The 12,840-nt window shown below is 59.6% G+C and carries 15 protein-coding genes; 5 read left to right on the top strand and 10 right to left on the bottom strand.

All coding sequences use genetic code 11. The features are described from left to right. Positions 1-25: 25 nt before the first annotated feature. From ACZ9BE_RS24350 to ACZ9BE_RS24330, 5 genes are all read right to left on the bottom strand, one after another. Positions 26-901, bottom strand: a complete 876-nt coding sequence (locus ACZ9BE_RS24350) for a metal ABC transporter substrate-binding protein (protein ID WP_122748241.1) — start codon at positions 899-901, stop codon at positions 26-28. An 11-nt stretch (positions 902-912) separates the two neighbouring features. Beyond that, on the bottom strand, positions 913-1,782 hold the full coding sequence (locus ACZ9BE_RS24345) for a metal ABC transporter permease (protein ID WP_476250022.1): 870 nt from the start codon (positions 1,780-1,782) through the stop codon (positions 913-915). Continuing rightward, positions 1,782-2,450: a metal ABC transporter ATP-binding protein gene (locus ACZ9BE_RS24340; protein ID WP_457264863.1), complete on the bottom strand. Its 669-nt coding sequence runs from the start codon at positions 2,448-2,450 to the stop codon at positions 1,782-1,784. The genes ACZ9BE_RS24345 and ACZ9BE_RS24340 overlap by 1 nt, the downstream gene beginning before the upstream one ends. Then, positions 2,447-3,343, bottom strand: coding sequence for a GTP cyclohydrolase FolE2 (folE2, locus tag ACZ9BE_RS24335; RefSeq protein WP_476250021.1), 897 nt, complete (start codon positions 3,341-3,343; stop codon positions 2,447-2,449). The genes ACZ9BE_RS24340 and folE2 overlap by 4 nt, the downstream gene beginning before the upstream one ends. Before the next feature lie 82 nt (positions 3,344-3,425). Next, positions 3,426-3,734, bottom strand: a complete 309-nt coding sequence (locus ACZ9BE_RS24330; RefSeq protein ID WP_476250154.1) for a glutamine synthetase — start codon at positions 3,732-3,734, stop codon at positions 3,426-3,428. Positions 3,735-4,011: 277 nt separating this feature from the next. Between ACZ9BE_RS24330 and zigA the strand changes: the two genes are divergently transcribed. Both zigA and ACZ9BE_RS24320 read left to right on the top strand, forming a co-directional pair. Beyond that, positions 4,012-5,217 carry a zinc metallochaperone GTPase ZigA gene (gene zigA / locus ACZ9BE_RS24325; RefSeq protein WP_476250020.1) on the top strand — a complete coding sequence of 402 codons (1,206 nt, stop codon included), beginning with the start codon at positions 4,012-4,014 and terminating at the stop codon, positions 5,215-5,217. Then, entirely contained in the window at positions 5,217-5,867 is a 651-nt protein-coding gene (locus ACZ9BE_RS24320) for a DUF1826 domain-containing protein (RefSeq protein WP_252877144.1), read from the top strand. The genes zigA and ACZ9BE_RS24320 overlap by 1 nt, the downstream gene beginning before the upstream one ends. A 4-nt stretch (positions 5,868-5,871) precedes the next feature. Here ACZ9BE_RS24320 and ACZ9BE_RS24315 read toward each other — a convergent pair whose 3' ends face one another. After that, the gene (locus ACZ9BE_RS24315; protein WP_310218653.1) at positions 5,872-6,228 is read right to left on the bottom strand and encodes an NADH:ubiquinone oxidoreductase; all 357 of its coding nucleotides are present in this window, start codon (positions 6,226-6,228) and stop codon (positions 5,872-5,874) included. A gap of 40 nt (positions 6,229-6,268) precedes the next feature. On the opposite strand from ACZ9BE_RS24315, the gene ACZ9BE_RS24310 reads away from it, so the two are divergent. Next, the gene (locus ACZ9BE_RS24310; protein WP_305381815.1) at positions 6,269-7,234 is read left to right on the top strand and encodes a CobW family GTP-binding protein; all 966 of its coding nucleotides are present in this window, start codon (positions 6,269-6,271) and stop codon (positions 7,232-7,234) included. A gap of 6 nt (positions 7,235-7,240) precedes the next feature. Here the strand turns inward: ACZ9BE_RS24310 and ACZ9BE_RS24305 are convergent, their stop codons facing one another. After that, on the bottom strand, positions 7,241-7,654 hold the full coding sequence (locus ACZ9BE_RS24305) for a DUF3301 domain-containing protein (protein WP_038861179.1): 414 nt from the start codon (positions 7,652-7,654) through the stop codon (positions 7,241-7,243). A gap of 117 nt (positions 7,655-7,771) precedes the next feature. Between ACZ9BE_RS24305 and pdxY the strand changes: the two genes are divergently transcribed. Beyond that, positions 7,772-8,644, top strand: a complete 873-nt coding sequence (gene pdxY, locus ACZ9BE_RS24300; RefSeq protein ID WP_041476573.1) for a pyridoxal kinase PdxY — start codon at positions 7,772-7,774, stop codon at positions 8,642-8,644. Between the two features lie 105 nt (positions 8,645-8,749). Here the strand turns inward: pdxY and ACZ9BE_RS24295 are convergent, their stop codons facing one another. Next, complete coding sequence (locus ACZ9BE_RS24295) at positions 8,750-9,232, bottom strand: acyl-CoA thioesterase (protein ID WP_016772447.1); 483 nt, start codon at positions 9,230-9,232, stop codon at positions 8,750-8,752. Between the two features lie 278 nt (positions 9,233-9,510). On the opposite strand from ACZ9BE_RS24295, the gene ACZ9BE_RS24290 reads away from it, so the two are divergent. Then, positions 9,511-11,274 (top strand): cation:proton antiporter, encoded by a 1,764-nt coding sequence (locus ACZ9BE_RS24290; protein WP_041476574.1) that lies wholly within the window; start codon positions 9,511-9,513, stop codon positions 11,272-11,274. Positions 11,275-11,295: 21 nt separating this feature from the next. Here ACZ9BE_RS24290 and ACZ9BE_RS24285 read toward each other — a convergent pair whose 3' ends face one another. Continuing rightward, positions 11,296-11,703: an SMI1/KNR4 family protein gene (locus ACZ9BE_RS24285; protein ID WP_038359443.1), complete on the bottom strand. Its 408-nt coding sequence runs from the start codon at positions 11,701-11,703 to the stop codon at positions 11,296-11,298. A gap of 135 nt (positions 11,704-11,838) precedes the next feature. Beyond that, positions 11,839-12,714, bottom strand: coding sequence for a Tim44 domain-containing protein (locus tag ACZ9BE_RS24280; protein WP_016772449.1), 876 nt, complete (start codon positions 12,712-12,714; stop codon positions 11,839-11,841). Positions 12,715-12,840: the final 126 nt, after the last annotated feature.

The following is a 12,840-nucleotide window of genomic DNA, read 5'->3' as shown; positions in this document are numbered from 1 at the left end:
GAATAGATCGGAAGTACACCTCAAGTCATGGCTGACTCAACGCCTTGTACAGCGTATTGAGGTTGTATTCGAACAGCCCGGTAAAGGTGCTCGCCGGTCCACTCGCCGCCAATGCATCCGAGTACAGTGTGCCGCCAATGTGCGCGCCGCTTTCGTCCGCGATCTGCTTGAGCAGGCGCGCGTCCTTGATGTTTTCCATGAACACCGCTTTGACCTTCGCCTGGCGAATCTGCGTGATCAGCGCAGCGACTTCGGCGGCGGAGGGTTCGCGTTCGGTGGACAAACCCTGTGGCGCGATAAAGTCGATGCCATAGGCCTGTCCCAGATAGCCAAAGGCATCGTGGCTGGTGACGATTTTGCGATTACCCGGCGGCAGCGCGCCGAGTTTGTTTTTGGCTTCGGCGAGCAGGGCATAGATCTGCTTGAGGTAGGTCTGGCTGTTGCGCTCGTAGTCAGCCTTGTTGGCCGGGTCGGCGGCGATCAGCGCCTTGGTGATGTTGGCGACGTACAACTCAGCGTTCGCCAGATTGTGCCAGGCGTGTGGATCCGCAACGGTCTCGCCGTCTTCATCGAGCGAACGTGGAATCACCCCGCGACTGGCACTGATCACCGTTGCCTTGCTGTCGGTGCTGGTCACCAGGCGATCCAGCCAAGGCTCGAAACCGAGGCCGTTCTTGATGATCACTTTGGCTTTGAGCAGCGCCTTGGCATCGTCCGGTGTCGGCTCGTAGGTGTGCGCATCGGCGTCCGCGCCGACCATGTTGGTAATCTGCACGTGCTCGCCGCCGACCTGATGAACCATGTCGGCAAGGATGCTGAAGCTGGTGACCACCGGCAGTTTTTCGGCGGCCGACAAGGACATCGACAGCATCAGGCTGAACAGCACAAGTAGAGCGCGCATCGGGAAACACCTCATTGGGATGTGAGCAAAGGCGGGCGGCGCAGCAAACCGTGAACCGGTCCAAACACCACCGACAGCAGATAGCTGACCCCCGCGACCAGCACGATGGCCGGGCCGCTGGGCAGCGAGTAGTAGAACGACAGCAGCAAGCCCAGCCACACAGACACGCAGCCCATGACGGCGGCGACGGCAATCAGTATCGGCAGACGACGACTCCAGAATCTCGACGCGGCAGCCGGAAGCATCATCAGTCCCACTACCATCAGCGCGCCGATGGCCTGAAAACCGATCACCAGATTCAGCACGACCAGAGTCAGGAACACGCCATGAGCCAGTGGCCCGATACGGCTGACTGTGCGCAAGAACAGCGGGTCGAGTGTGTCCAGCAGCAGGGGTTTGTAGATCGCCGCCATGGCCATGAGGCTGATGGCCGAGACCCAAAGCATGCCGGTCAGCGTAGGTCCATCCACGGCTAGCGCCGAACCGAACAGCAAGTGCAGAAGGTCGAGGCGCTTGCCGGCAATACCGAGAATCAGCACGCCGCTGGCGAGTGAAATCGGATAGATCGCGGCGAGACTGGCGTCCTCGCGCAAACCCGTACGCCGGGTTATCCAGGCTGCAAGTCCGGCCATGCTCAGGCCGGCGCCGAGGCCGCCGAGCGTCAGGGCAGGAAGGCTCAAACCGGCAAACCAGAATCCCAGCGCTGCACCAGGGAGAATGCCGTGGGCGACAGCGTCGCCGATCAGGCTCATCCGTCTGAGAATCAGAAACACGCCCAAGGGCGCCGTGCTGCACGCCAACACTAAGCCGCCTAGCAAGGCCCGGCGCATGAACACAAACTCGCTGAACGGCTGCCAGAATTGGCTGACGGTGGCGAGCATCAGGCGACCTGCATGTGCGGTGTCGGCTGGATCAGTTCTCGGCTGGTTCCGTACACGCAGTGGCCGTTTTTGATCAGCAGCGTATGCGGAACATGTTCTCGTACCGCCGCCAGGTCATGGCAGACCACGACCAGTGTCCGGCCCTCGGCGTGCCAGTGGTGAATGTGTTGCCAGAGCAATTGCTGGCCGAGATCGTCGAGTGCGGCGTGCGGTTCATCGAGCAACAGCACCGGGGCGTCAGCGAGGCTCAGTCGTGCGAGCAGGGCACGTTGTAGCTCACCGCCGGACAGGGCCATCAACGGACGCTGTTCGAGGCCACTCAAGTGCCAGTCTTCCAATGCGTTTTTCAGTCGCTGCGTGCGCAGTTGCGTCGACAGCCGGCGGCCCCAGAAACCTGCGGCGATGAGTTCTTCCAGGTTTATTGGAAATTGCCGATCCAAGTGCTGTTGCTGCGGCAGAAAGGAAATTCCGCTTTGGCGTGGAACAGCCATTTCCACTTTGCCAGCGAGAGGCTTCTGCAATCCGGCGATGACCTTTAGCAGGCTGCTTTTGCCGCAGCCGTTGGCGCCGATGATGGCGGTCAGACTGGCGCTCTCGAACTCAAGACTCAGAGGCGTCGTCAGCGGTTGGCCGGGAGCGCCCCAGACCAGCGATTGGCAGCGGATCATATTTGCTCCCGCTGCCAGCTGCTTTCGGCGACGGCATCATGGGCATGCAGGCTTTCGGCGTGGATCACGCGGATATGCAATTGTTTGATGCCGGGCGTGCGCTGCAGTGCCAGATTGAGGCGGCGCGCGGCGTCTTCGCAGAACATCAGGTTTTGCCCATTGGCGAGAGCGAACGCTTGCTCGTCGGGGCGCTTTACTGCGGTCTGCACGGCTGTGCCGAGGGCTGCTTCAGCGTCATCGATGATCGCTGTCAGCGGTAGCTCGTCGATGAAATTGTCGAGATGCAGGTGCAGTTGCGCATAGCTACGTTGGCTGTGCGGCGTCGCTACGATCCCTTTGGTTGAGCCAAGCCATGCCAAAACATCTGCGTGTTGCAGAGCCTTGTTGGCGAAATCGTCGACGAATTGCTGCTGGATCAATTGCCTTGCCAAGGCTGCCGAGCAGGGGCATGTCGAGGAATAGGGCAATTCGAGTTTTAGTTCCACGTGGAACATTTGCTGTTTCAGGCTTGCTGAAATGGTTGTCGGATAGGATTTCCAGCCGGCTAGGGGGCTGACTAACGCCGGCCGTTTCAGCAATAAGTCGGTGTGAATGTTCAGATATGCGCAGACGGATAGACCTTGGTGACTTACCAGAAAACCCTTGAGTACCTGATGCAGCAGAGCGGGAGAAAGGCTTCGCTGTTCGAGGGCTTCGAGTGCCAGATACAGCCTCGACATGTGAATCCCGCGCGCATCGCCATCATCGAGACTCACGCCAGCGTCGACTCTGGCGCTGAGGCGTTGGCTTTCGAGCACAACAGGTAGGGCAATCCCACGCATGCCTACCCAATCGAGTGGCAGTGCCTGGCGCGAAGATTGGGCGGCGATATCCGGGAGAGTAAGAGCATTCATGGTGAGACCGTCGTATTGATCTCTATTTACGTTACATTATAACAATCCATTCAGCGATGCTTTTTTCATGAAAAGGTTTTCACTAGCAGCCCCTCATCCGGCTGCAAGTGAATCTGGCGCTGCTCCCTCCCGAGCTGGAAAAACGGTTGATGGTCGTCCAGCCGACACGACGGGTATAGCCAACCCAAGCCTCGCCATCGGAGGCGATGCCGGTAAAAAAGGTTAATTGGCCGAAGCGGCTGTTGGTTTGCGCCCAATAGCGATGGCCGTCCTTCTCGAATCCGCGCAGGTAAAGCGTGGTGCCGACCGTATTGACGCTATAGGCATTGCCGTCGGCGTCCACACATGCCAGCAAATTAGCGCTGCGCGTGCAGTGCGCGAGCGCCGGCATTTGCGCTTGGGCTTGGCCGGCCAGCGACGTAGCGCAGCTCAAAAGCAGGTATTTCAACCCATTGTTAATTGCGAGTTTCCACGATCGGTGGTGCGGCAATTTGCGAAATCTCCTGCGTCGGACTGGCAAGCTCAGGTTGTTATACTATAACATAAATCGCCACCAGCCTGAGCTGCCGATCACAATCGTTTGCCTTCATTGCCCCGAGTAATGGAGCGCAACACGCCAAGCGCACACCTGAAAGCGCAAATCGGCTGCCATTTATGAGGATTATCCAATGTCAGCCAAATTGCCCGTCACCGTACTTTCCGGATTTCTCGGCGCGGGAAAAAGTACACTTTTGAATTACGTACTACGTAACCGAGACGGCTTGCGTGTAGCGGTGATCGTCAACGATATGAGCGAAATCAACATCGATGGCAGTGAAGTCCAGCGTGATGTCAGCCTGAACCGCGCGGAGGAAAAACTCATCGAAATGAGCAATGGCTGTATCTGCTGTACGTTACGTGAAGACCTCCTTGAAGAAGTCAGCAAACTCGCCCGCGAGGATCGTTTTGATTACCTGCTGATCGAGTCCACTGGCATTTCCGAACCGCTTCCGGTCGCTGAAACCTTCACCTTCCGCGATGAACAAGGGCAAAGCCTCGCCGACATCGCGCGCCTGGACACCATGGTCACGGTCGTCGACGGCGTGCATTTCCTGCTCGATTACCAAGCGGCCGAAAGCCTTGCCTCTCGCGGCGAGATTCTCGGTGAAGAAGACGAGCGTTCCATCACCGATCTGTTGATCGAGCAGATCGAGTTCGCCGACGTCCTGCTGATCAGCAAAATCGACCTGATCAGCCAGCACGAGCGCGAAGAACTTACCGCGATCCTCAAGCGCCTCAATGCCCAGGCTGAAATCATTCCAATGGTGATGGGCGAAATCCCCCTGGAGAAAATCCTCAACACCGGTCGTTTCGATTTCGAGAAGGCCGCACAAGCGCCTGGGTGGCTGCAGGAATTGCGCGGTGAGCACGTCCCGGAAACACAGGAATACGGCATCGCCTCGACGGCCTACCGCGCGCGCCGGCCATTCCACCCGCAACGCTTTTTCAGCTTCATTGACCGCCCATGGCTGAACGGCAAGCTGCTGCGCTCCAAAGGCTTCTTCTGGCTCGCCAGCAAACCCACCGATGCCGGTAGCTGGTCTCAAGCCGGCGGTTTGATGCGGCATGGATTCGCCGGGCGCTGGTGGCGTTTCGTAGCAAAGAATCAATGGCCCGAAGATCAGGAAAGCGTGCAGGCGATCATGGAAAACTGGACTCCAAGCGTAGGAGATTGCCGCCAGGAGCTGGTTTTCATTGGTCAGAACATCGATTTCCTACAGCTCTCCGCCGAACTCGATGCCTGTCTTTTGACCGACGAAGAAATGGCCATGGGTGTAGAAGGCTGGCGTTCGCTGCCTGATCCATTCGGCCCTTGGCAAGAAGAGGCCGCCTGATGCTCGCACTCAAGGATCAGCCGCTTCTTACCCGTCAGCAGCACCAGGGTGTGACACCGCAAACGTTGACGCGAATCCTGGACGACCAGACCAATCTCGCCGTCTGGCAACGCCAGCTACCCGTGCACATCGCCGATTTTGCGCAATTGGTGCTGTCGCTCAACGAGCCCTTGGCCGAGTCGCTGTGTCTGGAATTGCCCGACGAAGATGCCGAACCGGATCTCGCCGGTCTGGCTGCAGGGCTGCGTGATCTGCACGGTTTCGAAGGTTTCATCAGCGACCTCAAATGGCTGATCAGTGCCTTCACCTGCCTGCTGGGCGCGCGGCGTATTGGCGTGCGTTTGCGCGTGCTGGACAAGGCCATGTGTCCGCGTTTCCACGTCGATCACGTGCCGGTGCGCCTGATCACTACTTACGCTGGCATCGGCAGCCAATGGCTTGAGGAGGGTGCGATGGACCGCGCGCAACTTGGCCAGGCCGATGCCGAACCGCAAGATCCAGCGTCGATTCGCCAGCTCAACAGCGGCGACGTCGCGCTGCTCAAAGGCGAAAAGTGGCACGGCAATGAAGGCTTCGGCCTGATCCATCGTTCGCCGCAACCGGCACCCGGTGAGCGCCGTCTGTTGCTGACCCTCGACTGGCTCGGCTGACACATCAGGGCTTGCGCCAGACGCCCTGGCTCTGGCCTTCGCAATATGGCTTGAGATACGCCGTATCGGTGGCCACGCCGTAATAGTGGATATCCTGGCGATAGGGCATATTGGCGACTTGCGCGTTGCTGCACACGCCGAAAGCGCCGCTCGGGCACTGGTCGACGTATTCCACCTCGACCTTCTGCCCGGCCAGCGTCGGTTGGCAGAAGCCGTCATTGAACAATTTCTGCGGAATCGTCCGGTTCTGCTGACAGACTTTGACGTCGAGCCGTTCGCCCTGTGTGTGCACCACGCAGGCCTGAGCCCACGCTTCACTCGACAGCAGCGCCAACAGCAACGACCATCCCGACCAGCGCATCTTCGATCTCCTCAATAACTGTCCGCAGAAAGTACCCGCCATGTTGCAGAACATTCCGACCCACGTCATCGCCGGCCCGTTGGGCGCCGGCAAGACCAGCCTGATTCGCCAGTTGCTGGCGCAACGGCCTGCGGACGAACGCTGGGCGGTACTGATCAACGAGTTCGGCCAGATTGGTCTGGACGCCGCGCTGCTGACTCGCGACGACGATGGTATCGCACTGGGTGAGGTGGCCGGGGGCTGCCTGTGTTGCGTCAATGGCGCGCCATTCCAGATCGGCCTTGGCCGCCTGCTGCGCAAGGCCAGGCCGGATCGACTGTTTATCGAGCCATCCGGGCTGGGCCATCCGGCGCAATTGCTCAAGCAACTGAATGAGGCGCCGTGGCTGGGTGTGCTGGCGGTTCAGCCCTGTGTTCTGGTTTTGGACGCTCAGGCATTGCACGCAGGTAGAGCCTTGCCGGACGCTCAGCAGCAAGCGTTGGCCAGTGCGGGGTTGTTGCTGCTGAACAAAGCGGAAGATCTCGATGAAACAGCTCGAAACAGAATCGCCAGCCAGTTGCCGCCCGTCAGGCTGATCTGGACGCAGCAAGCGCAACTGCCTCTGAGCGAGCTTCCGGGGCTGGCAGTAAAGGCGAACGAAGACGCAGGGCATCTGCCGCTGCCCACTGGATTGGCACAGCTGCCAGCGCTCTGGAGCGATCCGGCCGAACCGATCTGCCTGAGTCAGGCTCAAGAGGGGGGCTGGAGCATCGGTTGGCGCTGGCATCCGGGGCAGGTATTTGATCAAGCACGCATCGCCGATTGGCTGAGCGCGCTCGACTGGAACCGGGCGAAACTGGTTATCCACAGCACGGATGGCTGGGTTTCGGGCAATGCGCTGGAGCATGCCGAGCTGAGTTGGCAAGCCAGCGAATGGCGAAAAGACTCAAGAATTGAGCTGATCTTCGCTGAACCGCAGAACATCGAACAGCTGCAAGCCGGTTTGGCTGAATGCCGGATTCAGTGAGTCAGCTCAAGGCTTCCACTTGGTATGTTCCTGGCGCCACTGGCTCAGCTCGATGACTTCTGCGCGAGGCTTGTGCACTTCGACCACCGGCGGCGTGTCGTCGAACGGCGCCGGGTAGGGTGCCAGTTCAATCTGCGCACTGTGCGCGCCGAACTGGGTGACGGTGCCGTTGTGGCGGCTTTCGCCAGTCACGGTGAACTCGAAGTTGTAGACCCGCGCCAGTCGTCGGCGACCGTTGGCATCCCTGATCAGCCCGATCTTTTTCAGCGCGACGTTACCGTCCAGCAGCTCGACGCCAACATTGGTGCAATGCTGTTTGACCCGCTCCAGCGCGCGCTCGCGCAAGCCGTGGTTGTGCCATAGCCAGGCACCGGCGGCGGCGAACAGCATCAGCACGAAGATGTTTTCCAGGGTCAGCATCGACATCGAACTCCAAAAGATGGCGTCAGCTTAACTGTCTCGCCGGTCTGTCGTACAGGCTGTGTTTCGTCGCATACTGCGCGGCTTGAATTTCAATCGTTTTACGGAATGACCCGAATGAAACGTACGCCTCATCTGCTCGCCATCCAGTCCCACGTGGTGTTTGGCCACGCCGGCAACAGCGCTGCGGTTTTTCCGATGCAGCGGGTCGGGGTCAACGTCTGGCCGCTCAACACCGTGCAGTTTTCCAACCACACCCAGTATGGTCAGTGGGCCGGTGAAGTGCTGGCACCGCAGCAGATTCCCGAGCTGATCGAAGGCATCGCTGCGATTGGCGAGCTGGGCAATTGCGACGCGGTGCTGTCCGGCTATCTCGGTAGCGCCGCGCAGGGCCGGGCGATTCTCAGCGGTGTGGCGCGGATCAAAGCGGTCAATCCAAAGATGCTGTATCTGTGTGATCCGGTGATGGGCCATCCGGAGAAAGGCTGCAGCGTGCCCACCGAGGTCAGCGATTTCCTTCTCGATGAAGCGGCTGCCGTGGCGGACATCATGTGCCCGAACCAGTTGGAGCTGGACAGTTTTTCCGGGCGCAAGCCGCAGTCGCTGTTCGATTGCCTGGCGATGGCACGGGCGCTGCTGGCGCGCGGACCGAAAGCGGTACTGGTCAAGCATCTGGATTATCCGGGCAAACCGGCGGATGGCTTCGAAATGTTGTTGGTGACGGCTGAGGGCAGTTGGCATTTGCGCCGTCCCTTGCTGGCGTTTCCGCGTCAGCCGGTGGGGGTGGGCGATCTGACATCCGGCCTGTTCCTGGCGCGGGTACTGCTGGGCGACACGCTGTTGGCGGCATTCGAATTCACCGCAGCGGCAGTGCATGAGGTGTTGCTGGAAACCCAGGCGTGCGCCAGTTACGAGCTGCAACTTGTGCGGGCGCAGGATCGCATTGCGCATCCGCGGGTGAAATTCGAGGCGACCGCGATCAGTCTTTAATCTCGTCGTTGTTCAAAAAAGATCGCAGCCTTCTGCAGCTCCTACATGGGTTTGCATTCCAAAATGTAGGAGCTGCCGAAGGCTGCGATCTTTTGCTTTTTGGTCTCAGGCGTCGCCCTTGATCTCCTGATAACGCTTCTCCAGTTCCTGACGAATCTGCCGGCGCTGCTGCGCCTGCATGAAGCGGCGTTTGTCTTCGCTGTTCTGCGGTTGCAACGGCGGCACGGCGGCCGGTTTGCGCTGATCATCCACCGCGACCATGGTGAAGAAGCAGCTGTTGGTGTGGCGCACCGAGCGTTCGCGGATGTTTTCGGTGACCACTTTAATGCCAACTTCCATCGACGTGTTGCCGGTGTAGTTGACCGAGGCCAGGAACGTCACCAGTTCGCCGACATGAATCGGCTCGCGGAAAATCACCTGATCCACGGACAGGGTCACCACGTAGCGCCCGGCATAACGGCTGGCGCAGGCGTAGGCCACTTCGTCGAGGTATTTGAGCAGGGTGCCGCCGTGGACATTGCCAGAGAAGTTGGCCATGTCGGGGGTCATCAGTACCGTCATCGACAGCTGGGCGTTTCCGGGTTCCATAACGTTCTCACGGATCAAGGCTGATTGCAGGAAGCGCCTCTGCGGGCACCTGGTGGCTTTTCAAAAAGCACCGTTATCGGGACGCCGCGCGGCGGGCCGCCGTCACGCCGGTAGCGATCTGTTTCCATATATTGCACCGGCTTCCAGAGCGAAGTCGCGGTGTTAACCTGCAAAAGCCCTGCCCAAGGGCAATTCCTACATTAAAAGCGGATTTTTACCCTGCTCGCGCAGAACGTCTTACGTCTGTCCGCGCGCCTCGTCATCAAGGAGCCTACGCCATGCATGCCATCAGTTTTATTCAGGATCTGGCAGTGATCATGCTGGTCGCGGGCGTGGTAACCGTACTGTTTCATCGTTTCAAACAACCGGTGGTGCTCGGCTACATCGTCGCCGGCTTCATCATCGGCCCGCATACGCCGCCGTTCGGCCTGATTCACGACGAAGAAACCATCAAGACCCTGGCCGAACTCGGGGTGATCTTCCTGATGTTCTGCCTTGGTCTGGAGTTCAGCCTGCGCAAGCTGTTCAAGGTCGGCGCCACGGCGTTCATTGCCGCGTTTCTCGAAATCATCCTGATGATCTGGATCGGCTACGAAATCGGCCGCTGGTTCGACTGGAACACCATGGATTCGTTGTTCCTCGGCGCGATTCTGGCGATCTCCTCCACCACGATCATCGTCAAAGCGCTGAATGACCTGAAGATGAAGAACGAGCGCTTCGCGCAGTTGATCTTCGGTGTGCTCATTGTCGAGGACATCCTTGGCATCGGCATCATTGCGCTGCTGTCGAGCATCGCCGTCAGCGGCACGGTGAGCTCGGGCGAAGTGTTCTCCACGGTCGGCAAGCTGTCGCTGTTCATGATCGTCGCGCTGGTCATCGGCATCCTGCTGGTGCCGCGTCTGTTGGCTTATGTGGCGAAATTCGAAAGCAACGAGATGCTGCTGATCACCGTGCTCGGCCTGTGTTTCGGCTTCTGTCTGCTGGTGGTCAAGCTCGAATACAGCATGGTTCTCGGCGCTTTCCTGATCGGCGCGATCATGGCCGAGTCCCGGCAATTGCTGAAAATCGAACGGCTGGTCGAGCCGGTTCGCGATCTGTTCAGCGCAATCTTTTTCGTCGCCATCGGGCTGATGCTCGACCCGCTGATTCTCATCGAATACGCCTGGCCGATTGCGGTAATTACCGTGGCCGTAGTGCTGGGCAAGATGTTGTCCTGCGGCCTCGGTGCGTTTATCGCCGGCAACGACGGACGGACTTCGCTGCGAGTCGGCATGGGTCTGTCACAGATTGGCGAATTTTCCTTCATCATCGCCGCGCTAGGCATGACCTTGCAGGTGACCAGCAACTTCCTCTACCCGGTCGCTGTAGCCGTGTCGGTGATCACCACACTGCTGACACCGTATCTGATCCGCGCGGCGGATCCGTTGTCGATCAAGCTCTCGGCAGTCGTGCCCAAGCGTCTAGGGCGTGTACTCGGCATGTATGGCGAATGGTTGCGCAGCATCCAACCGCAAGGTGAGGGCGCGCTACTGGCGTCGATGATCCGGCGGATCCTGTTGCAGGTCGGGGTCAATCTGGCGCTGGTGATTGCGATCTTCTTTGCCGGCGCATACTTCGCCGAGCGCATCTCGTTGTGGCTGCAGGACTGGATCAGCGATCCGAGCTGGCAGAAGGCACTGATCTGGGGCGGTGCGTTGCTGGTCTCGCTACCGTTCCTGATTGCGGCTTATCGCAAGCTCAAGGCGCTGTCGATGCTGCTGGCGGAAATGGGCGTCAAGCCGGAGATGGCCGGGCGTCACACACAGCGAGTGCGCCGGGTGATCGCCGAAGTGATCCCGATTCTCTCGCTGCTGGTGATTTTCCTGCTGTTGGCAGCCTTGTCGGCCAGTATCCTGCCGACCAACAAGCTGCTGGTGCTGATCGCAGTCGTGGCGGCCGCCGTAGCGGCGCTGCTCTGGCGCTGGTTCATCCGCGTGCATACGCGGATGCAGGTGGCCTTGCTGGAAACCCTCGACAACCATAAGGAATCGTCGGGGCATTGACCCACAGGGGCGTTTGGCGGCTCAGCTTTCCAGCCAGACGTCCCGCGCCCAGTGCCACACCGATTCCCAGGTTTCTTCAGCAATCAGTTCTTCTTCGGCCTGCCACAGCACCACGGTGCCGTCTTCTTCGACACAGTAGTAGTCATCGCCGTCCTGACAGATCGGGATCAAGCTGCGATCAACACCCACGTCCCATGCATTGGCTGCCACGTCCGGCAGATAAGTGTGCGATTGCGGATCAGTGACGGTCACCGGCTCGAGGCTGCCATAGACCACATCGCTGACGGTCAGCAAAAATTCTTTGAAGACGAACGGAATGTCGATGAACAGTTGTTCTTCGATTTCCACCAGCAGGTCTTCGTCAGGCAATTCCAAAGGAACCGGTACGGGTTCGTTGGCTTCGCGCAGTTGTTCGATGATTTCTTCCACGTCCGGGATCCTCTTGCTGAATGGCGCGGTTTATATGGGCCGGTTTATACAGTAGCTCGCCATAGATGCAACCGTGAAATGAAAAACCCCGGCCGAGGCCGGGGTTCTGTTACCGCAAGTGAAGCGCAGCAGGGATCAGCCGTTCTGGCGGATACCGGCGACCAGCCAAGGCTGGTTGTCGCCCTGCGGACGTTCCATGTTCCAGCTTTCGCTGAAGACTTCGCCCTGGTCGAAACGTGAGGTTTTCGACACGCCGGTGAAGGTCAGGGTGGCGATGGTCTTGTCGGCACGATCGTCGACGCCGTCCAGTTGCACCTGCAGGTTGTCGATGTAGGTCGACTGGAAGCCATCGCCCAGATCCGCTCGCTCACGCTTGAGGAACTCAAGCATTTGCGGGGTCACGAACTCGGCGATCTTGTCCATTTCGTTGGCGTCCCAGTGCTGCTGCAGCGACTGGAAGTGGCTACGCGCAGCTTCAAGGAAGCGCTCTTCGTTGAACCAGGCCGGTGCGTTGATCACTGGACGGGCGGCAGCCGGAGCAGCCGAACCACCGAAGATCGAACCCATGGCGGCAGGCTTCTGCTCGAACACTTCACGCTGCATCGGCGCGCCGGCCGGAGCGAATTGCTCCTGCTGCTTGCGACGACGGGCGGCGATGAAGCGGAAGATCACGAACGCGATCAGGGCCATGATCAGGATGTCGAAGATCTGCATGCCCTGGAAACCGTCGCCCATGAACATCGACGCGAGCAGGCCACCGGCGGCGATGCCCGCCAATGGGCCGAGCCAGCGCGAAGCACCGCCGGCCTTGGCCGCGGCGCCAGCAGCACCGGCAGCGCCAGCGGTCGCTGCTGCGCCGCCCACGCCTGGAGAAGAGGGAGCCATCTGGCTGGTCTGGTGCGTCGGCGCAGCGCCGGCGCTTTTGCCACCACCAAAGCGCTTGGCGTTGGCGTCGAGGCTCATCGTCAGGCCGATGCACAACGCCATGGCGATGCTAAGAAAACGTTTCATAAAGGGTATTCCCGTTTTGTGGAGACACGCGCGCCATGTTGCACAGCTGAAGTGTTACTGGCTAGCGAGAGAGTGTTTCGGGCTTTTGCCTGACAGGTTGCGTTCAGCTTGGCGAGGCAATCAGCC

The organism is Pseudomonas sp. TE9122, assembly GCF_056278925.1.
Note: the sequence above shows the minus strand (reverse complement) of the source record. Positions and strands in the feature narration are given on the sequence as shown.

Bases quoted from the DNA above. Each gene is read 5' to 3' on its own strand.
- ACZ9BE_RS24330 (WP_476250154.1), bottom strand. From the start codon at position 3,734: ATGCCGGCGCTCGCGCACTGCACGCGCAGCGCTAATTTGCTGGCATGT.
- ACZ9BE_RS24315 (WP_310218653.1), bottom strand. From the start codon at position 6,228: ATGCGCTGGTCGGGATGGTCGTTGCTGTTGGCGCTGCTGTCGAGTGAA.
- pdxY (WP_041476573.1), top strand. From the start codon at position 7,772: ATGAAACGTACGCCTCATCTGCTCGCCATCCAGTCCCACGTGGTGTTT.
- ACZ9BE_RS24295 (WP_016772447.1), bottom strand. From the start codon at position 9,232: ATGGAACCCGGAAACGCCCAGCTGTCGATGACGGTACTGATGACCCCC.
- ACZ9BE_RS24305 (WP_038861179.1), bottom strand. From the start codon at position 7,654: ATGCTGACCCTGGAAAACATCTTCGTGCTGATGCTGTTCGCCGCCGCC.
- ACZ9BE_RS24340 (WP_457264863.1), bottom strand. From the start codon at position 2,450: ATGATCCGCTGCCAATCGCTGGTCTGGGGCGCTCCCGGCCAACCGCTG.
- ACZ9BE_RS24345 (WP_476250022.1), bottom strand. From the start codon at position 1,782: ATGCTCGCCACCGTCAGCCAATTCTGGCAGCCGTTCAGCGAGTTTGTG.
- folE2 (WP_476250021.1), bottom strand. From the start codon at position 3,343: ATGAATGCTCTTACTCTCCCGGATATCGCCGCCCAATCTTCGCGCCAG.
- ACZ9BE_RS24290 (WP_041476574.1), top strand. From the start codon at position 9,511: ATGCATGCCATCAGTTTTATTCAGGATCTGGCAGTGATCATGCTGGTC.
- ACZ9BE_RS24280 (WP_016772449.1), bottom strand. From the start codon at position 12,714: ATGAAACGTTTTCTTAGCATCGCCATGGCGTTGTGCATCGGCCTGACG.
- ACZ9BE_RS24320 (WP_252877144.1), top strand. From the start codon at position 5,217: ATGCTCGCACTCAAGGATCAGCCGCTTCTTACCCGTCAGCAGCACCAG.
- ACZ9BE_RS24350 (WP_122748241.1), bottom strand. From the start codon at position 901: ATGCGCGCTCTACTTGTGCTGTTCAGCCTGATGCTGTCGATGTCCTTG.
- zigA (WP_476250020.1), top strand. From the start codon at position 4,012: ATGTCAGCCAAATTGCCCGTCACCGTACTTTCCGGATTTCTCGGCGCG.
- ACZ9BE_RS24310 (WP_305381815.1), top strand. From the start codon at position 6,269: ATGTTGCAGAACATTCCGACCCACGTCATCGCCGGCCCGTTGGGCGCC.